This window comes from Roseibium sp. TrichSKD4, from assembly GCF_000148725.1.
Taxonomy (GTDB): domain Bacteria; phylum Pseudomonadota; class Alphaproteobacteria; order Rhizobiales; family Stappiaceae; genus Roseibium.
Window position 1 is genome coordinate 587,541 of record NZ_GL476319.1, and the last position, 19,628, is coordinate 607,168.

Below are 19,628 nucleotides of genomic sequence, written 5' to 3' on the forward strand. Positions count from 1 at the left end.
TCACTGATCCTAGCGCCACTAACTACCGGTTACACGTGACACCCTAGCAACGGAGTTTCATCAGGTAAATTTTGTTTTTCTGATCTATGTGATAAGAAAAACCAATGACCCCACTCACCATTCGCCAACTGCACTATTTCGACGCGCTTGCTCGCACAGGCCATTTCGGACAAGCCGCAGAAGCCTGCGCGATTTCGCAACCCGCCCTCTCCATGCAAATCAAGGAACTGGAGAGCCTTCTCGGCGCGCCAATCTTTGAACGAAGCGTAAAAAAACTGCGCCTCACGCCGTTTGGGGAAGAAGCCGTCGAACGCGCCCGCCAGATTCTGAAGTCAATTGACGAGTTGGAAGACCTCGCCCGCGCCTCTTCAGAGCGCCTTGTTGGCCGTTTGAGAATCGGTGTGATTCCCACCATTGCCCCTTACCTGCTGCCTGCTGTGATCCAGAGGTTGCAAAAAGACCATCCTGGCCTCGACATCCATATTCGAGAAACAATCACGCCCACACTTCTGGAAGAGTTGAACAACGGCAAGTTGGATGCAGCCATCGTGGCCCTCCCCGTCTCGGAAGCGGGCATCAACGAAGTCCCGCTCATTGACGAAAATTTCGTGCTTGTCAGACCGGAAGCGGACGCCAACAAACCTATCCCCAATCCGGATGCTTTGCGCGAAATGCGCCTTCTGCTCCTTGAAGAGGGCCACTGCTTTCGCGACCAAGCCCTCGCCTTTTGTAACTTTCGGCCCGGCACATCACGCGAAGTGCTGGACGCCAATTCTCTTGCCACTCTGGTTCAAATGGTCAGTGCCGGTCTTGGTGTCACTCTCATTCCCGAAATGGCCGTGCCGATTGAAACCCAATCCGCCAAAGTGACAGTAACAAGCTTCAAACAACCGAAACCAACCCGCACGATTGGCATGGTCTGGCGAAATTCAACTCCGCTGGCGCGTCAGTTGGAAGACATTTGCAATGCCACACGAGAAACGATTGAACTCAAAATGAAGGAGTTGATTCAAGGCAAGTAAACCGGCGGAATTCCTTGCGGGCATCAATCAACTTCAATTCGCCCAAATGGTTTAGTGCAAAGGAGAAATTGGTTTCTTCTCCATCGAATTAAACAGGTTGCCATTTGCTAGCAACAGCCGAAAATCTTCGATTGGAACTGGCTTGCTCCAGAGGAACCCTTGCGCATAGCGCCCACCCCAAGCCTGAATACACTCGGCTTGCAATTCGGTTTCAATCCCCTCTGACACGGTCTCCATATGCAATTGGTTCGCCATGAGAAGGATCAACTCAACAATTCTCCGCCGCCCCTCGCTGTTTGCCAGATCAGATATAAACGACCTATCGATCTTCAAAGTATTGAACGGCATGCCAGCAAGACTGTTCAGGCAGGAATACCCCGTACCGAAGTCATCAATTGCAAAACTCACCCCCTCATCCTTGATCGGAATAATCTTGTTCATGATGTTCTGGCTGTAATCAACAAGACTCGATTCCGTCACTTCCAGTTCCAAACGGTCAGTCGGGAACCCGCTTTCACCAATGACCCCTAACACCCGGTCGGTGAAACTGGGGCTGTAGAGTTGCTGGGGTGAGATGTTGACGGCAACCGAAAGATCATATCCAAGCTCACGCACCTGCCCTATGTCCTCAAGCGCCCTTTTCATTACAAACTCACCGATTTGAAAAATGAGGCCAGTTTCTTCGGCAATCGGAACAAAGTGCACGGGTGATACTGATCCGAGCTCAGGATCTTGCCATCTCACAAGAGCTTCAGCACCGACAATCCGATGTTCGACCATGTCGACCTTGGGTTGATAGTGCACAGAAAGGGCCCCTATCTCTAACGCCTGCCGCAAGCGCGTTTCCATGAACTCGCGCTGGACAATTTCGTCACGGAGTTGGCTCGAATAGCATACAAATCGCGCGCGACCGGAGCTTTTCGCTTTGTGCATGGCGAGATTGCCATTTTGTAGCGTGTCAGAAAACGGTTCGCCTTTTCCTTCAGAGCGAACGCATCCTACGCTCATTGAAATCGAAAAAAGAAGCTGTTCCACACGAACTGAACGGCCCATACGATCTACGAGTTCCTGAGCAAACGCTTCAATATCTTCGTCGGTGAACTGACCGGGAATGAAGGCCACGAATTCGTCGCCAGCAAATCGTGCCACAAAAGGGGCAGTCGTTTTGTAGTAGTTTGACAGCTCTTCAATTGCGACCTTGAAACGGCGTGCCAACTGCTTGAGAACAGCGTCGCCCACTCGGTATCCATGCATATCGTTGATGAGTTTGAATTTATCCAAGCCCGCGAAAAGCAGTAACCCGTCAGCATTGTCCTTTTGGCTGGTATATTCTCCGGCGAACTTTTCAAGCCACGTCCGGTTCGGAAGCCCGGTGATCCCATCTGAATAGACAAGCCGCTGGATCTCTTGCAGACCTTCTCGCATGTTGGAAATCATTTTGCGGAAAACAGTCTGTAACTGCCCCACCTCGCCGCGCGGTTCAGCCGAAAGAAGCCCCTCCACGTTCAAATGTCCATCAGCTGCCGTTTTGGCAGCCAAAGTTATTTCACTGATACCAGCTGTCGCGCGATGCATGAGGCCCGCGATGATTGGAACGAAGAGCGCAAAAACCAATATGAGGGTGACAATGACTTGATCCCTCACATCTTTCTGCAAGGTGAGGAAATCACTTCTGGAGATTCGAACCAGAACGCTTCCAACAATTCGACTTTTTACCCTCGCCGGGACGATATAGTCTAAAAAACTCTCTGAAACTCTCGTTTGAACATCCCCACTTGAAGCAGCCAGTGCTGCATCCGGATTGATGACAATTCTTGCAAGCGGGCTGGACGATTTCTTATCACTGGCAAACTCCCGACCCGACAGGGTGTAGGCTTTCGCTGCTATGACCAGGTCGTCAGATACCGCGTTCAAAAGCAGTTCGACATCGTCAGATCGACGCGCATGGATATCCACCGCAGCGACACGCGCCACGCTTTCAGCCTTCTGCTCTGCAAATCGCTCAAAGCGCTCTTTGATCTTGGAAGCTTGGGAGGTGTAGTTGATGCCGATTAGAGCGAGTGTGAACACCAACATTCCGAAGACAGAAAAGACGGTCGCGCGCACAAATACGCGGTCAAGTGCTCCCCTCAATGTCTTGCCCAGTTGCGTTCGCATTAACGCCTGCCTCACGCATAAAACACTTATTGCGGGTATTTCTAGAATAATCTCCTTAAAGTTATATTGAGGGGATTACGCTGCGAAATGCAAATTGGACCAACTGAGCCGGTCGTCGCGAAATCGATATTCAGGAAAATATGATGAGAGAAAGCCAGACCAAGAGAGCCTAACTTCCTCTTTATCCGAACCGTTGCAGTTCTAACTCAAGCTGCCCGAACCGCCGCTAAGAAGTCTTCTACCTGGTATCTCAGTTTTGCTGATTTCTGACTTAATCCACCCGCAACCCCAGTCAGCGCGGCAGCAGTATCCTTGGATTGTTCGGCAACTCGGTTCACTTCCCTGATATTGAATGACACTTGCTGCGTTCCAGAAGATGCCTGTTCGATATTTTGGGCGATCTCAGACGTTGCAAGAGATTGCTGTTCTACAGCTTCGGAAATTCCAGACGAGATTTCATTGATTTGTGAAATAGTCGAAGCGATAGATTTGATCGCTTCAACCGCCTCATTCGTCTCAGACTGAATGTTGGCAATTTGACCGCTGATATCTTCAGTTGCTCGGCCCGTTTGGTTGGCAAGGTCCTTTACTTCAGCGGCTACAACAGCAAAACCTTTACCGGCGTCACCTGCACGCGCAGCCTCAATTGTGGCATTCAAGGCCAAAAGGTTCGTTTGCTCGGCAATGTCGGAAATCAGCTTTACAACCTCGCCGATTTTGTCCGATGCGAACGCAAGTCCACGCACCTGGTTATCGGTGTCACTTGCCTGCCCAACTGCCCTTTGAGCAATCGCAGATGATTGCTCAACCTGCCTCATGATTTCGCCAATAGAACTGGAAAGTTCTTCTGTCGCGCCAGCAACGGTTTGAACATTGGAAGACGCTTCATCTGCCGCGTTGGCAACCGTCACTCCGCGTTGGCTTGTCTCATTTGCAATACCAGACATTGATGTCGCAGTTGAATCCATTTCGCCGGAAGCTTCAGACATGGCCTCAAGGAGTTCGGATACATTTTCATCGAAGTCTCGGGTCAACTTATCCAGTGCTTCAGCACGAGCTACTTGTTTCCTTGCTGCCTCAGCCTCACGCACAGACATTTCATCTGCTCTGATCATACTCTGACGGAAGACTTCAACAGCTGAAGACATCTCCCCAATCTCATGGCCGTGATCGCGGCCTGGTATTTCGATTGCCTTGTTGCCGTCCGCCAGTGCCTTCATCGCACTGGTAATGCTCTTGATTGGGCTCGATATTCCCCGACCAATTGCTAGAGCGAATGGGGCTCCAAGTATTATACTGATACTAGCGACAACCAGTGTAATCACCAAAGAGTCCTGCGACGCTTTGCGAACCTCTACGCCAAGTTCTTCCTGTTGCTGTTTGATGGCTTTTTTCAGCCGCTCCATCTGAGAAGCGACAGCGGGGCCAGCCTGATCTAGTGTATTTTCGACAATGAAGTTTCTGGCGCGAACGGTATCTCGTACAGACTTGAATGCATCAAAATACTGCTTGTGCATCGTGCGGACTTGTGCAGCCGAGGCTATGTGTTTGGGGTCAGTCAGATTGCGCAACAATTCTTCATGACTATCATGAAGTGCTCGATACTCACGCCGAGCGCGAAAAAAAGTCTCTTTTTCATATTGCAACAGATATTTCGTGGCGAAGAGACGCACCAAAGCCAAGTCGCGTTGCACCACCCCTGCAAGGTAGGCAACTTTTTGATCACGATGATCAAATGCGTCTTGCATAATTGTCGTAATGGATTGCTCCATCTTGGGGCCGATGACATCTAGCTTTTCGCTGATCATCTTATCCCGTTCAGTCTGAAACTTGTTCACATACTCAAACGCTTGCCCGTAGGACGAAACTTGCTTCCCAGCCTCCCGTGCAATGGACTGCAGCTTGGGATACTCACTTGTTAAAACGAGTAATTTCTCAATAAGCGCAAGCGTGCTGTCGGCATGGTCCCGCACGATGGCGTTACTGTTTTCGGACCTTTGAATAATGAAGTTTTTGACGGCCAGCTGCGTCGCCAGAAGTTTGGCTTGAACACGGCCTGCTTGATCAGTCTTTTCTGCTGAGGACAGATTGAGATACCCGTTACCGGCCATCACAAGAAGCAAGAGCAAAATTGTCAAGAAACCACCAAAAACCTTGACTGAAATCGACAACTTATTCAGCACGATCATTCTCCATTATAGCCGATTGAGCGACCAGTGCAGCACATCGGCGTTCGCGACCACCCGAAGCCAGTCGCCACAATGAAGAAATTGATCAATATATCTTTCTGATAATTAAGTACAAATGTAAATTAATTCAATTAATTACTATATTACATAAATAATACATAGGGAATAATTACCATAAATCTGACTTTCATAGAAACAAATTTTAAATGCAGCAGTAAATATAACAACCAAGAACAGAAGTCGTCCCTTCGACGATCTCATCCCAAAAACCTGGCATCATCACTGTGTAAGAACCACAATCTTCCGCCTGTCGAATTGCTCTGTTAAAACCTTACGAGACAAAGTTGCGCTGCATATCTTGATTTTGTATACAACTGCGCACAATCAATTCATTTCGTTCCAATTCACCTTCCGAAACGAGGTCCCAAGACACTATGTCGAAGATCAAAGTCGATAATCCGATCGTTGAACTTGATGGCGATGAGATGACGCGGATCATCTGGCAGTTCATCAAGGACAAGCTGATCCACCCGTATCTCGACCTGCCGCTGGAATATTATGACCTTGGTATGGAAGAGCGGGATCGTACCGACGATCAAATCACCGTCGATGCTGCCAATGCGATCAAAAAGCATGGCGTTGGCGTCAAGTGTGCGACAATTACGCCGGATGAAGCCCGCGTAGAGGAGTTTGGTCTGAAACGGATGTACCGGTCTCCAAACGGTACAATCCGCAACATCCTCGGCGGCGTGATCTTCCGAGAGCCAATCATCATGAAAAACGTCCCGCGTCTGGTTCCGGGATGGACGCAGCCGATCATCGTTGGCCGTCACGCCTTTGGTGACCAATATCGCGCGACTGACTTCAAGTTCCCGGGCAAGGGCAAGCTGTCCATCAAGTTCGTTGGCGAAGACGGGCAGGAAATCGAACGCGAAGTTTTCGACGCCCCGTCGGCTGGCGTTGCCATGGCCATGTACAATCTCGATGACAGCATCCGCGACTTCGCCCGCGCTTCCATGAACTATGCGCTGGGTCGAAAGGTGCCCTGTTACCTGTCCACCAAGAACACGATCCTCAAAGCTTATGACGGACGCTTCAAGGACCTGTTTGAAGAAATCTATGAAGCGGAGTTCAAGGAAAAGTTCGCAGATGCAGGCATCTGGTACGAGCACCGCCTGATCGACGATATGGTCGCCTCGGCCCTGAAATGGTCTGGTGGCTACGTTTGGGCCTGTAAGAACTACGATGGCGACGTTCAGTCCGACACAGTGGCCCAAGGCTTCGGTTCCCTCGGCTTGATGACCTCTGTCCTCATGACGCCGGATGGAAAAACCGTTGAGGCAGAAGCTGCCCACGGCACCGTGACACGTCACTATCGCCAGCACCAACAGGGCGAAAGCACGTCCACAAACTCCATCGCCTCAATCTTTGCATGGACCCGTGGTCTGGCTCACCGCGCCAAGCTGGACGGCAACGGCAAGCTCGCTCGCTTTGCCAAGACGCTGGAAACAGTCTGCATCGACACCGTCGAAAGCGGCTACATGACCAAGGATCTTGCGCTTCTGGTAGGCCCTGAGCAAAACTGGCTGACCACCACAGGCTTCCTCGACAAGATCGATGAAAACCTCCGGAAGGCAATGAGCTAAAGCACCAGTCTTTGAGTCTTTCGATTTCAATCAAATCCGGCGACAACGCCGGGTTTTTTCGTGGATCCTTGAGCAGCCTTTCTCCTATGTTGTTCCGCGCTCAACCAATTTGTAACCGACGTCAATAACCTTTTGGGCTCTGGCCGCTTCAGGATCGAGAAGTGCTCTGGCCGAAGCAACACCAATTTCGTATCCCGGCACCGCAATTGTGGTTAGGTCAAATCCCGATGGCGCTGAAACTTCAAAACCGCCAAATCCTGATACAGACATGTCGTTAGGGACATCCACATCACGTCTGCTGGCTTCGCAAAGAACTCCGACCGCCACCTGATCGCTCACGCACATTACAGCGTCTACATGCGGATTTACGTTCAAACACTTTTCGAAACTTGCAGCTCCGAGTTCAATCCCGGTTAGTGCTGCCTGATCTTCATTAGGCCACATGACCGGTGCCAAGCCAGCAGACTTTAAGGCGTCCTTGTATCCTTCTCGCCGACGAAGCCCACGCACGTCGCGCGCACAACCTCCGCCAATAAATGCAATGTTTTCGCAGCCGCTGTTGATCAAATGACGAGCCATGTCATATCCGGCCTGATAATTGGAAAAGCCAACAGCGATGTCCAAGGGTTCAGATGGCAGCTGCCAAACTTCGACGACCGGAATACTGACGGCGTCAAGAAGTTTTGTGACCCCGATGGAGTGAGATGTACTCGTCAGGACAATTCCGTCCGGCCGACGGGCAAGAAGCGCACGTAATGCCTCTTCTTCCACCTCAGGATTGTAGTTGGTACTTGTCAAAAGCAGTTCATATCCGGCGGCCCGAAGGGTGCTCGAAAGGCCGTCAAGAGTTTGTGCGAACACCGAGTCATTTACCGTAGATACTATTGCTCCAAACACACGGCTCTTGCTGGATGACAGCGCCCCAGCGGTATTGTCGGGAACATATCCCAATTCTTCAATCGCTTTTTCAACCCGTTGACGCTTTGCTTCCGAGACTTTTTCCGGAGTTCGCAAGACCCGAGAAACAGTGATAGTTCCCACATTGGCAAGATCGGCTACATCCTTCATTGTGACCCACTTGCCCATACCCAAGGCGTGCCTCCTGCGCTGATTACCCGGTGAGAATTGACGAGCTAAATAAACGCGGGTATCGATACCAAATCAACCGTGGTATCGATACCAAGCCTGACGTAGGCACAGAAAGGAACCATGATGCTGACCCATGAACAGATCGAGTTCTACTTTGAGAACGGTTATCTTCTTGTCGAAGACGTTGTGTCTGCAGAATAGCTACACCAGATGCAGTCCATTACTCACGATTTCATTGATCGGTCGAGACGAGTGACTGAAAGCAATGACGTCTATGATCTGGATGAAGGCCATAGTTTCGAGACCCCGAAGCTGACTCGGATCAAACTCCCCCACAAGCAGCATCCGTTTTTTTGGGACGTTCTGAAAAATTCTGGGATCACCGAGGTTTTGCGACAATTAATCGGACCGAATGCCGTATTGCAAACATCAAAACTGAATGCAAAGGCACCCGGCGGCGGAGCTGCGGTCGAGTGGCATCAGGACTGGGCATTCTATCCCCACACGAACGACGACATGTTGGCTTTCGGTGTTTTTTTGGAAGATGTCACGGAGGAAAATGGCCCGCTTCAGGTTATCCCAGGGTCTCACAAGGGCCCAATTTTGAACCATAACAGCTCAGATAACATTTTTTGCGGCGCGGTCGATCCGTCCAATCCGGAATTCCAGATTGAGAAGGCAGTGACAATAACCGGAAAGGCCGGAAGCATGTCGGTTCACCATGCCCGGACCCTGCATGGTTCTGCCCCCAATGTCTCTGATCGCGCCAGACTGATGTTGTTCTACGAATGCTGTGCTGCAGATGCATGGCCGCTTATGGGTGGTTCTGCCTACATTCAACGCTTGTCACAACAAGAGCAATGGGACGACCTTTTGGACAGAATGATCATTGGAAATCCGGTTCTGCAACCTCGCATGAAAGAAGTTCCGGTCCGGCTTCCCTACCCTCCGGCTGCGGACATCAGCTCGATCTTCCAAGTGCAAAAAACCGGCGGCGCCAAAAGCGCTTTTTCCCGAGTCTGACATCAAACCAAGGGTATATTCAAGACATACTACCATTGGGTTGGGATGCTAGATGGTATTAAACCTGCAGAGTGTCCCAATACCAATTGGAGCTTATGTTATGTCTTTAGCCCCTTTGATGAATGCCAGCTTTCCAGTGCCTTTGCATGCCTTGGCCGCCATTGCAGCCTTTGTGCTGGGAGGTATTCAACTGCTTCTGGCAAAAGGCACACGAGCCCACCGGATGTTGGGTTGGGTCTGGATCGGCCTTATGCTGATCACCGCAATCAGCGCCGCCTTCATTTATGGCTTCAGAATGATCGGCCCCTTTTCTCCGATCCACCTCCTGATACCACTGACGCTTTACACGCTATGGCAGAGCATTCGCGCCATTGGACAGGGCAATATAAAGGCCCATCGGAGCAATATGATCGGACTTTATATCTATGCTCTTGTGTTGGCGGGTATTTTCACCTTTTGGCCGGGGCGGACAATGTATCAAGTCGTGTTTGGAACGTAAGAAGTCAGGCGCGCCGGCCCCTTAAATATCGTCTTGACGCTGAGTGATTAAATGTGCTCACTAAGAAAGAACATTTCAGGAACAATTTGATTGGATTACAGTATGAGTGACCTTGTGCTTTACACAAACCCGATGTCCCGTGGCCGGATTGCAAGATGGATGCTGGAAGAGATCGAAGTTCCTTATGAAACAAAGATATTGGACTATGGCGAAAGTCTGAAATCGGATGAATTCCTCGCGATCAATCCCTTGGGAAAGGTGCCGACCATCACCCATAAGGGCAAAGTGATCACCGAAGCGGCTGCTATTTGCGCGTATCTGGCAGATGCTTTTCCAGAAAACAACTTAGCCCCGGCTTTGGATCAGCGAGCAGACTATTACAGATGGCTCTTTTTTGCCGCTGGGCCACTGGAATCCTGTCTGGTTGGCAGAGCTCTCGGATTTGACGTTCCCCAGGAAAAGCAACGCATGGCAGGCTACGGCAATTACACTGATATGCTCGCCACTCTCGAACTGGCACTTAAAAACACCCCATACATTGCGGGAGATAACTTCTCCGCAGCGGATGTTTATGTTGGGGCGCAGGTCATTTGGGGGCTGCACTTTGAAACGATCGAGCAACGGCCGGTTTTCGAAAACTACGCAAAGCGTGTCGCAGAGCGCCCAGCCTATGTTCGCGCCAACGAAATCGATGACGCCCTGATGGCAGAGAGCTAGGGGCAGCTTAACTGTCTTTGTGTTTTGGGCCCTTGAATAAGTCAGGCTCAACCGCATCAGCTTCCTCATCAAGAGGGGAGATATCGGCCAAAGCGAGTTCGGACTCAGCCAAATCCCCAAAGGATTGCAGGTTGGCGGCTATGCGGATCTCTGCTTCCTTCAGGATTTTGTGGGTCAGATTTGCATTGTCATCCATCAGCTTCTGCAGTGCTTGTGCCGATAGAACCAGTAGTTCGCAGTCGCGCACTGCTCGAACTGTCGCTGCCCGGGGCCGCTGCTGGATCAGAGCCAACTCGCCAAAGAAATCGCCATCATCAAGATAAATCACTTTATCCAGAACGCGAATTTCGGCGGCCCCTTCAGCGATAAAATACATCTTGTCCGCCATTTCGCCCTTTTCAGCGATGACAGTCCCTGCCCTAACCCTTTGCGCTTCCAACAACTTGGAAACCTCGGCGATTTCCGCCGCGCTCAAGTCTTCAAACAATGGCACGCGGGCCACCATCGACCACGTGACAACAAAATCTCGACTATGGATCTCGCGCGCAAAGGCGGAGGCGATGATGCCCACTGGCAATGCGATCAACCCGTAGCCTAACAACATCACAAACCCGGCGATCAAACGTCCCAAGTCAGTAACAGGCACCACATCACCGTAGCCTACTGTCGTGATGGTGGTGACAGCCCACCAGATCGCCCGGGGTATACTTGCCAGCGCTTCCGGCTGATCATCATGTTCCACCAGATAAAGCAAAGTGGCCGACAACAAGATGACACCACAGATAATAACCGTTGAACCAATGAGTGCGTGGCGCTCAGAGCCAATGGCAGTCAGGAGTGACCGGAGAGCTGGAGAATACCGGGCCAGCTTCAAAAACCGCAGGAGCCGGAGGATCACTACAACAGTCACCGCCGTATTTGGCAGGAAGAAAATCAGAAGCAACGGCAGAGCAGCAAGGAAATCTATGATCGCATCAGGGTGCACCCCATAGCGAACACGCGCCCAAAACGGTCCATATTTGCGCAAAGGCGGGTGCAGATCGGCAACATAAAGCCGGGCAATATACTCCAGAACAAAAATAAAACCGGACAGCATTTGCAATCGGGTCAACAAGCCGCCTTGCGTATCCCGAATTTCCGGCACCGTCTCAATGATGGCGAAGAAAAGATTCGCGACAATCAAAGCGATTAGGAAGTGGCGAACTATTCGCGCGGCAAACCGCTGCTGGCCTGTGTCTTCCAGTACATCGTAGAGCAGTTTCTTGAACGGCACTTGAGACACCTTCAAAGCCTCTTGGGAATCATAGCCGGAGAAAAGCTAGCAGGAACAGCACGCTCCCGCACCCATCCCTTCTTCTTCCCCCTCACGCTTCGGTGAACGAGAGTGAAAGATGGGATCTTGTAATTCGTGATCCAACATCCATCTTAAGAAAGCAAGCAGAGAAAAGGAGAATACAATGTCCTTTGATGTAAACCGCACGGATACCGCTACTGTCTCCCCGCAAGATAGCGACCTTTTGATGTTGGTTACATCCGCGTTTACTGCGAGCATACTGATGGCGTTCGTTGCTTTTTCCCTCTGACCTCCCCTAAACGGGAAACTCAACGAAACCTCAAAAAAGGCGGGCACTTGGCCCGCCTTTTTGATTCTGTTTCTGGCAACTGACCAGATCAGGCAACACCTTCCAAATGCCCCTCAATCGCCTTGATCGCATCTTCAGCCTTGGAACCATCGGGACCTCCGGCCTGAGCCATGTCCGGACGGCCGCCACCACCGCGCCCACCAAGGGCTTCCGAGCCAAGACGAACCAGATCAACAGCGCTCACCTTCTCAACCAGATCCTTGGTGACGCCGGTCACAATGGAGGCTTTCCCGCCTTCACCTGTTGAAATGAGAACCACAACGCCAGACCCAATTTGGGTCTTGGCTTCATCCACCATGCCCTTCAGATCCTTCGCATTGATGCCTTCCACAACGCGGCCCATCAGCTGTACTGACCCAATGGTTTTGACAGCTCCTCCCGCATCGCCGCCAGCACCACCGCCCATGGCCAGCTTCTTCTTGGCCTCTTGCAGTTCTTTTTCAAGTTTCCGGCGATCTTCAACCAGCTGCGCAACGCGCGCAGGCACGTCCGCCATACCGCTTTTCAAAATCGCGGCCACTTCCTTCACACGCTTGTCCTGCGCATCAAGATAGGCACGCGCTTCCGAGCCAGTCAGCGCTTCGACACGGCGCACGCCCGCAGCCACTGCAGCCTCAGAAACCAACGTCACAAGGCCTATATCGCCCGTGCGTTTGACGTGCGTTCCACCACAAAGCTCAAGCGAATAAGGCTTGCCTTCCTTTTCGCCATGAAGGGCTGTTCCCATGGAAACCACGCGAACCTCGTCTCCATATTTTTCACCAAACAGCGCCATAGCTCCGGCTTCGATGGCATCATCAACCGCCATCAACCGTGTTTCGACCGGTGCATTTTGAAGCACAATCTCATTGGCAAACTTTTCGGTGACAGCCAGCTCTTCATCCGACAGCGGCTTTGGATGGGAGAAGTCGAACCGCAACCGCTCCGGGCTCACCATTGAGCCTTTTTGCGCAACATGTGTTCCAAGCACTTCGCGCAGCGCTTCGTGAACAAGGTGCGTGGCTGAGTGGTTAGAGCGAATAGCTGTGCGACGTGCGTGATCGACTTTGAGTTCCAACGGTTGGTCGAGAGTGAGTGTCCCATCCTCAACCTTGACTGCATGAACAAACAGGCCATCGGCTTTCTTTTGAACGTCGCTGACAGTGACCCGAACACCCTCACCGATCATCAACCCGGCATCACCAACCTGACCACCAGACTCGCCATAAAACGGTGTCTGGTTTAGGACAACAAAGCCCTCTTGCCCGGAATTCAGCTTGTCGACTTGCGCATCATCCGCCACTAGGCCTTTGACCACACCTTCAGCTGTTTCCGTTTCATAGCCGAGGAAATCCGTCGCACCGACTTTGTCTTTCAGCGCAAACCAGATCGTTTCTGTCACGGCCCCACCTGAGCCTGACCACGCTGCCCGGGCTTCAGCCTTTTGGCGCTCCATCGCGCTGTCAAAACCGTCCGTATCGACGGAAATCCCGCGGGTCCGCAATGCATCCTGCGTAAGGTCCAGCGGGAAACCGTAAGTGTCATAGAGTTTGAAAGCCGTTTCTCCGTCGAGTTGGCCGCCCTCAAACAGATCGCCACTTGCTGTATCCAGCAATCCGAGACCACGTTCCAACGTTTTGCGGAAGCGAGTTTCTTCCAGCTTGAGCGTTTCGGATATCAAGGCTTCTGCCCGGCCAAGCTCTGGATAAGCACGCCCCATTTCCCGGATCAGGGACGGCACCAGCTTATGCATTAGCGGATCACGGGCACCCAGAAGATGCGCATGACGCATGCCCCGGCGCATGATCCGGCGCAGCACATACCCACGTCCTTCATTGGACGGCAGAACGCCGTCAGCAATCAGAAAACTGGTAGAGCGCAAGTGGTCTGCAATCACGCGGTGGCTGCTTAGCGCATCGCCGGATGCTTCAACTCCTGTCTCATGTTCAGACGCCGAAATCAGGGCCTTGAAGAGATCAATATCGTAGTTGTTATGAACACCCTGAAGAATGGTCGCAAGACGCTCAATCCCCATGCCGGTATCGATGGACGGGCGCGGCAGATCTACACGCTTATCAGCAAGCTGTTCGAACTGCATGAAGACAAGGTTCCAGATCTCGATGAACCGGTCGCCGTCTTCTTCCGGTGAGCCTGGAGGGCCACCCCAAATATGGTCGCCATGGTCATAGAAGATCTCCGAGCACGGACCACACGGGCCAGTGTCCCCCATGGACCAGAAATTGTCAGACGTCGCGATCCGAATGATCTTGTCGTCGCTCAGCCCTGCGATCTTTTTCCAAAGGACGGCTGCCTCGTCGTCCTCGGCAAAAACAGTGACCAGAAGGCGGTCTGCCGGAAGACCGAATTCCTTGGTAATCAGGTTCCAGGCAAGCTCGATTGCACGATCCTTGAAATAGTCGCCGAAGGAGAAATTCCCCAGCATTTCAAAGAACGTATGGTGCCGCGCAGTGTAGCCAACGTTATCGAGGTCGTTATGCTTTCCGCCAGCGCGCACGCATTTTTGCGATGTCACAGCACGAGAGCACTCACGCTTTTCCAAACCGGTAAAAATGTTTTTGAACTGGTTCATGCCCGCGTTTGCGAACATCAAGGTCGGATCATTTCGGGGAACCAAAGGTCCGGATTCAACAACCTCGTGGCTGTTCTTGGAAAAGTAATCCAGAAACGTCGATCTGATGTCATTAACGCCGGTCATACGCGGGGTCTCGCCTTGATCTGCAAAACGCTTTTGGCCAAAAGCGCGATGGGAATTGGTGGGCCAAACCGATACCTGACCGGTTAGCCGGAAATGCCTTTTAACTTTCAAGGCAAACCCTGTCCAGAAGCCTCTACAATAGTGGGTCTGCAAGGCCAAAAAACAAGAGGCACCGAACGCTGTCCGATGCCTCTAAACGTCTACCGGTTGTTGACGAACTCAGCTGTCGTCGTCTTCACCGCCTGTCGGGTCAATGATCGCTTCAGCGATCAATCCGGCATTCTGACGAACAGCCAGTTCGATCTCTTCCGCTATTTCCGGATTGTCGCGCAAGAACTGCTTGGCGTTTTCGCGCCCTTGCCCCAACCGCTGACTGTTGTAGGAGAACCAGGCTCCTGATTTCTCAACAATTCCGCCTTTAACACCAAGGTCGATCAATTCACCCATCTTGGAGACACCCTCTCCGTAGATGATATCGAACTCAACCTGACGGAATGGCGGAGCCAGCTTGTTTTTAACGACCTTCACGCGGGTCTGATTGCCAACCACCTCATCGCGGTCCTTGATCGCACCAATCCGACGGATATCGAGGCGGACAGAAGCGTAAAATTTCAGCGCATTGCCGCCCGTTGTCGTTTCAGGCGAGCCGAACATCACACCGATCTTCATGCGGATCTGGTTGATGAAGATCACCATGCAGTTCGACTTGGAAATGGAGGCGGTCAGCTTGCGGAGGGCCTGGCTCATCAGACGCGCTTGCATGCCTGGCAGGCTGTCGCCCATTTCACCTTCCAGCTCTGCTTTTGGCGTCAGAGCTGCAACGGAATCGATGACCAGAACATCAATCGCACCAGAGCGAACCAAGGTATCTGCAATCTCCAACGCCTGCTCACCCGCATCTGGCTGAGAAATCAGCAGATCATCAATATTGACGCCGAGCTTGCGTGCATAAATCGGGTCCAACGCGTGTTCGGCATCCACGAACGCGCAAATACCACCAGTTTTCTGCGCTTCTGCAACAGTGTGCAACGCAAGGGTCGTTTTACCAGAAGATTCAGGGCCATAGATCTCGACGATCCGCCCCTTCGGCAGACCACCAATTCCAAGCGCAATATCTAGGCCGAGTGATCCGGTGGAGACGGATTGAACCTCAACGGCCTGCCCCTGCCCCATCCGCATGATGGAGCCTTTTCCGAAGGCTCGTTCAATTTGCGAGAGCGCTGCATCAAGCGCTTTAGTCTTGTCCATCTGGCTGCTTTCTACGAGACGAAGTGTGCTTTGCGACATGCTTTCCGCTCCTTATTCCACGACGGGCAAGCCGTTTCAAACTGATGAATATGTACCTATTTTGTTCTCATTTGACAATGAATTTTAAGTTAATGAAAAAACGAATGAAATTATGCTTTGTTCTCAATGTGTTCACATGGGGACATATCGAAACTTACGCTACGGTAATTTTTCACCTCGTTAGAATGAACATGATGGAATCACTCTGCACTTGAGGCGGCAGGCGACACCTGATAGGCACAGGTCCACGATCTTCTTTCAAGAAGGAGCGCGCACAAGATGCGCCCTGAGCCATCCGCAGGCAATTCCAAACCCGTTTGGTGTTTTGGTGCTGTTCATCTCGACACAATCGTCCATGCAGATGTCGAACTGCAGCAGGACACCTCGACACCAGCCCGGTTTCACGAAAGCCTGGGCGGTGTGGCCACGAACGTAGCTGTGGGTTTGGCCAAACTCGGGGTTTGCACCGAACTTCACGGCGCGGTGGGCCAAGATGATGCCGCTGCGCGGATCATGTCCAGATTACAAGAGACCAGTGTTGTTCCGCATTTAATAGAACGAACAAAAGAAGCCACAGGCAGATACTGCGCCTTTCATCAGCCAGACGGTCAGATGGCGATGGCCTGCGTTGAAGGAAGAATACTGGAGACTGCACCGTCAACACTCTTTGAAAACGCTGTTCGCTGCGCTCAAGATCAAACGGATATGATCTGGTTTGCCGATGCCAACCTCCCTGTCCCCGTCTTGCAAGGCATTGCGAGCGCCAAGCAAGACAGGTTTTTGGCACTTGATGCCGTATCAGTCACGAAAGCGGGACGCTTGGAAGCGGTCTTGCCGGCCTGTGATCTGCTCTTCATCAACCGTGCGGAAGCTGCAGCACTACTGGAAGGCACGCGCCCAACCACATCACAGGACACAGTCACAGCGCTGCAACACATGGGCGCAGGCTCCGTTATTCTAACTGCGGGGGCAGACGGACTTTATTGGGCCGTGGAACGATCAACTCCGCAGCACCTGCCCGCACTTGAGGTCTCCGCGAAGGATGTTACTGGCGCCGGAGATGCGTTGATTGCCGGAACCCTTGCTGCGCTTTCTCGAGAACTTGGTCTTGAAACAGCCATTCAGTACGGACGAGCGGCAGCGACCCGCACATTGACCAGCAACGGTGCAACTGCTGCGAAATATTCTTGGGATGACCTATCCCAATCCCTTTAGAACACCACTTGAGACCACGAGTTCCCACCGGTCCAAAACCCATAAAGCCAAATCACATGAAGGTTGTAACGTGCAGATTTCTTCCCTTTTGAGCCTGAGCAGCGAAGTGCGCGATGCCAAGGAAAACGGCAAGCCTGTTGTTGCGCTGGAATCCACTATCATCACCCATGGCATGCCCTTTCCAAAAAACGTAGAAACAGCGCGCATGGTGGAACAGGATATCCGGGATGCTGGAGCCGTTCCGGCCACTATTGCAGTTCTCGACAAGCGACTACGCATTGGCCTGGAACCCGAAGACCTCGACCGTCTTGCACAGGCAGAAAATGTCCTAAAGTGCTCCCGCGCTGATCTTGCCCTCGCCCTCACCACGGGGCAGCCCGGCGCAACCACCGTTGCTGCCACAATGATGGCAGCTCATGCGGCAGAGATTTCTGTTTTTGCCACCGGTGGCATTGGCGGCGTTCACAAAGGCGCAGAAAAAACGTTCGACATTTCCGCAGACCTTGAAGAACTCGGCCGGACACCCGTTTGTGTTGTGGCAGCTGGCGCAAAGGCGCTGCTCGACATTCCAAAGACACTCGAAGTTTTGGAAACCAAGGGCGTCCCCGTAGTTGGATATGGCACAAACGATTTGCCAGCCTTCTGGTCCCGACAAAGCGGACTTGCTGCGCCCTACCGAATGGATACACCGGAAGAAATTGCGGCCTTTATCGCGACCCGCGCCCTGTTTGAAGATCATGGCGGGGTTCTGGTCACCAATCCTGTGCCGTCTGAGGCCGAAATCTCCCAAGAAGACATGGCTGAACATATTGACGCTGCAATTCGGGCAGCAGAAGCTGACGCCATTACGGGTAAGGACGTGACACCATTTGTCTTGGCGAAAATCTTTGAGCTGACAGGTGGGCGCAGTCTCGAGACGAATATTGCCCTTGTACGCAACAACGCGCGACTGGCGGCTCAAATCGCTGTTGCTCAGGTTGCGTGGCCGGGTCGAAGCACCGATATCACCAACATCACCGAATAAAGTGTCACGGATCGGTAACACCGCCTTATCCTTGTCATAACCATGCGGCAAGAGCGTTGACACTGTTAACAATGGCTGGCCTTACTAAGCCCGCCGCATGATGGAAAATGAGCCCGAGACAACACAGCGGGCACGAATGCGAGGAGGTTTTTATGGTGGACACAACAACCGCACCAGAGAATGTACCGGCAACTCAATCATGGAGCGGTTTGTCTCCACTGCAGTATCTGGACAACGCTCTGACCAAACTTCGCGACCTCGGTATTGCCGTGGAAAGCGAAGCCAATGCGCCGATCAACGCTCTGCTTGAGCAGATTTCCGACCTTTCTCCGGACAAGGTTGCCGTGATTACACGCACACTGGGCCAAGCATCCAACTTCAATGAAGTTGTGCGAACTCAAGTCCAGCAAATGGATATCAGCGAGCGCTACGAGACAATTACCGAAAGCTTCAACTCCATTCGTGATGATGCCAAATCCCTCGTCGACCAGCTGGCGGACGGCAAAATCTCCATGATGGAGAACCTCTCCAACAAGTGGCGTGACATTACCCGCGGCACGATTTCTGATCGTTTCGACGACATTCGCACCACCTACAAGGATGTTGCGGCGGCCACCAAGGATCAGATCGAACGGGAACAGACCATTCTGGAGGCTTACCGCGATTTCCGCGGCGCGCTGAAACAGGCTGAGGTTACTGCGTTTGAACTGCTCAACACCGCGACAGCCAAGCTGGACCAGACCAAGGCAAACCTGGAAAACGCGTCCAACGAAGTTGCGGCTTACACCGGCGATGACCAGGCTCAAAAAGCACGTCTGGAGCTTGCCCGCGACGAGCGCCTGCGTGAAATGCAGGATGAGGAGAAGCGCTATCAGATCGCCAAGGACCTCTCCGACAACCTGACCATTGGCTACAACACGTCGGAAATCATCATGGCGCGGTTGATGCAGACCACCAACGCCAAGGAGCGGGTCTATGCGCAGTCGGTCAGCTTTTTCTCGACCAACGAATCTGTTCTGACAGCCCTCAATGCGTCCTTCACAGGCCTGCAAGGTCTGCACGAATCCACCGAAACGCTGAATGCGATGAAGGACGGTGTGAACAAGAGCCTTGAGACCCTCGCCGAAATTGGTGATGCGGTTCAAAAGGAGGCTCTGAAAGCCGGTTACGGTCCGACAGTTCAAGCCGCATCTGTTAAGAAGCTGGTCGATTCTGTTGTGAACTTTCAGGTGTCTTCACGCGAAATCATCAATGAGATGCGTGAGATGTCGACTAAAAACTCCGAAGAAATCCGCACTGCAGTTGAAGACGGCAAACGCCGCCTCGCCAAACTGGCAGCTGAAGGCAATGCCTTGATGAGCTGACCTTGCCCCACTTCGGCAGGCCCGATTTCGGTGGGCCAGATTTCACTACCGAAATCAG

General features: G+C 52.2%; 14 protein-coding genes. 8 read left to right on the forward strand and 6 right to left on the reverse strand.

Annotated elements, in window-relative coordinates; all coding sequences use genetic code 11:
- The first annotated feature begins 104 nt into the window (after positions 1–104).
- Positions 105–1,022: a hydrogen peroxide-inducible genes activator gene (locus TRICHSKD4_RS19100; protein ID WP_009468568.1), complete on the forward strand. Its 918-nt coding sequence runs from the start codon at positions 105–107 to the stop codon at positions 1,020–1,022.
- A gap of 51 nt (positions 1,023–1,073) precedes the next feature.
- Here TRICHSKD4_RS19100 and TRICHSKD4_RS19105 read toward each other — a convergent pair whose 3' ends face one another.
- Together TRICHSKD4_RS19105 and TRICHSKD4_RS19110 are read right to left on the reverse strand one after the other, a co-directional pair.
- Positions 1,074–3,179, reverse strand: coding sequence for a bifunctional diguanylate cyclase/phosphodiesterase (locus tag TRICHSKD4_RS19105; protein ID WP_009468569.1), 2,106 nt, complete (start codon positions 3,177–3,179; stop codon positions 1,074–1,076).
- Between the two features lie 206 nt (positions 3,180–3,385).
- Complete coding sequence (locus TRICHSKD4_RS19110; protein ID WP_009468570.1) at positions 3,386–5,362, reverse strand: methyl-accepting chemotaxis protein; 1,977 nt, start codon at positions 5,360–5,362, stop codon at positions 3,386–3,388.
- Positions 5,363–5,802: 440 nt separating this feature from the next.
- Here TRICHSKD4_RS19110 and TRICHSKD4_RS19115 point away from each other — a divergent pair, with 440 nt between their 5' ends.
- The gene (locus TRICHSKD4_RS19115; protein WP_009468571.1) at positions 5,803–7,014 is read left to right on the forward strand and encodes an NADP-dependent isocitrate dehydrogenase; all 1,212 of its coding nucleotides are present in this window, start codon (positions 5,803–5,805) and stop codon (positions 7,012–7,014) included.
- An 84-nt stretch (positions 7,015–7,098) separates the two neighbouring features.
- Here TRICHSKD4_RS19115 and TRICHSKD4_RS19120 read toward each other — a convergent pair whose 3' ends face one another.
- The gene (locus TRICHSKD4_RS19120) at positions 7,099–8,100 is read right to left on the reverse strand and encodes a LacI family DNA-binding transcriptional regulator (RefSeq protein WP_009468572.1); all 1,002 of its coding nucleotides are present in this window, start codon (positions 8,098–8,100) and stop codon (positions 7,099–7,101) included.
- 255 nt (positions 8,101–8,355) lie between these two features.
- Between TRICHSKD4_RS19120 and TRICHSKD4_RS19125 the strand changes: the two genes are divergently transcribed.
- From TRICHSKD4_RS19125 to TRICHSKD4_RS19135, 3 genes are all read left to right on the forward strand, one after another.
- Positions 8,356–9,126 carry a phytanoyl-CoA dioxygenase family protein gene (locus TRICHSKD4_RS19125; protein WP_208993134.1) on the forward strand — a complete coding sequence of 257 codons (771 nt, stop codon included), beginning with the start codon at positions 8,356–8,358 and terminating at the stop codon, positions 9,124–9,126.
- 100 nt (positions 9,127–9,226) lie between these two features.
- Positions 9,227–9,625: a DUF2306 domain-containing protein gene (locus tag TRICHSKD4_RS19130; RefSeq protein ID WP_009468574.1), complete on the forward strand. Its 399-nt coding sequence runs from the start codon at positions 9,227–9,229 to the stop codon at positions 9,623–9,625.
- Between the two features lie 102 nt (positions 9,626–9,727).
- A complete protein-coding gene (locus tag TRICHSKD4_RS19135) occupies positions 9,728–10,342 on the forward strand; it encodes a glutathione S-transferase family protein (RefSeq protein WP_009468575.1) in 615 nt (204 codons plus the stop codon).
- 7 nt (positions 10,343–10,349) lie between these two features.
- On the opposite strand, the gene TRICHSKD4_RS32115 is transcribed toward TRICHSKD4_RS19135, so the two are convergent.
- From TRICHSKD4_RS32115 to recA, 3 genes are all read right to left on the reverse strand, one after another.
- A complete protein-coding gene (locus TRICHSKD4_RS32115) occupies positions 10,350–11,624 on the reverse strand; it encodes a cyclic nucleotide-gated ion channel (RefSeq protein WP_208993135.1) in 1,275 nt (424 codons plus the stop codon).
- A gap of 389 nt (positions 11,625–12,013) precedes the next feature.
- A complete protein-coding gene (alaS, locus tag TRICHSKD4_RS19145) occupies positions 12,014–14,680 on the reverse strand; it encodes an alanine--tRNA ligase (protein WP_009468578.1) in 2,667 nt (888 codons plus the stop codon).
- A 219-nt stretch (positions 14,681–14,899) separates the two neighbouring features.
- Complete coding sequence (recA, locus tag TRICHSKD4_RS19150) at positions 14,900–15,967, reverse strand: recombinase RecA (RefSeq protein WP_009468579.1); 1,068 nt, start codon at positions 15,965–15,967, stop codon at positions 14,900–14,902.
- Positions 15,968–16,246: 279 nt separating this feature from the next.
- Between recA and TRICHSKD4_RS19155 the strand changes: the two genes are divergently transcribed.
- The 3 genes from TRICHSKD4_RS19155 (at position 16,247) to TRICHSKD4_RS19165 (ending at position 19,570) form a co-directional block, all read left to right on the forward strand.
- On the forward strand, positions 16,247–17,182 hold the full coding sequence (locus TRICHSKD4_RS19155) for a PfkB family carbohydrate kinase (RefSeq protein ID WP_009468580.1): 936 nt from the start codon (positions 16,247–16,249) through the stop codon (positions 17,180–17,182).
- Between the two features lie 70 nt (positions 17,183–17,252).
- Positions 17,253–18,206 carry a pseudouridine-5'-phosphate glycosidase gene (locus TRICHSKD4_RS19160; protein WP_009468581.1) on the forward strand — a complete coding sequence of 318 codons (954 nt, stop codon included), beginning with the start codon at positions 17,253–17,255 and terminating at the stop codon, positions 18,204–18,206.
- A gap of 152 nt (positions 18,207–18,358) precedes the next feature.
- Positions 18,359–19,570, forward strand: a complete 1,212-nt coding sequence (locus TRICHSKD4_RS19165; protein WP_009468582.1) for a hypothetical protein — start codon at positions 18,359–18,361, stop codon at positions 19,568–19,570.
- Positions 19,571–19,628: the final 58 nt, after the last annotated feature.

Coding starts and splice junctions, on each gene's coding strand:
- TRICHSKD4_RS19100 (WP_009468568.1), top strand. CDS start 105: ATGACCCCACTCACCATTCGCCAACTGCACTATTTCGACGCGCTTGCT.
- TRICHSKD4_RS19105 (WP_009468569.1), bottom strand. CDS start 3,179: ATGCGAACGCAACTGGGCAAGACATTGAGGGGAGCACTTGACCGCGTA.
- TRICHSKD4_RS19115 (WP_009468571.1), top strand. CDS start 5,803: ATGTCGAAGATCAAAGTCGATAATCCGATCGTTGAACTTGATGGCGAT.
- TRICHSKD4_RS19120 (WP_009468572.1), bottom strand. CDS start 8,100: ATGGGCAAGTGGGTCACAATGAAGGATGTAGCCGATCTTGCCAATGTG.
- TRICHSKD4_RS19130 (WP_009468574.1), top strand. CDS start 9,227: ATGTCTTTAGCCCCTTTGATGAATGCCAGCTTTCCAGTGCCTTTGCAT.
- TRICHSKD4_RS19135 (WP_009468575.1), top strand. CDS start 9,728: ATGAGTGACCTTGTGCTTTACACAAACCCGATGTCCCGTGGCCGGATT.
- alaS (WP_009468578.1), bottom strand. CDS start 14,680: ATGACCGGCGTTAATGACATCAGATCGACGTTTCTGGATTACTTTTCC.
- recA (WP_009468579.1), bottom strand. CDS start 15,967: ATGTCGCAAAGCACACTTCGTCTCGTAGAAAGCAGCCAGATGGACAAG.
- TRICHSKD4_RS19155 (WP_009468580.1), top strand. CDS start 16,247: ATGCGCCCTGAGCCATCCGCAGGCAATTCCAAACCCGTTTGGTGTTTT.
- TRICHSKD4_RS19165 (WP_009468582.1), top strand. CDS start 18,359: ATGGTGGACACAACAACCGCACCAGAGAATGTACCGGCAACTCAATCA.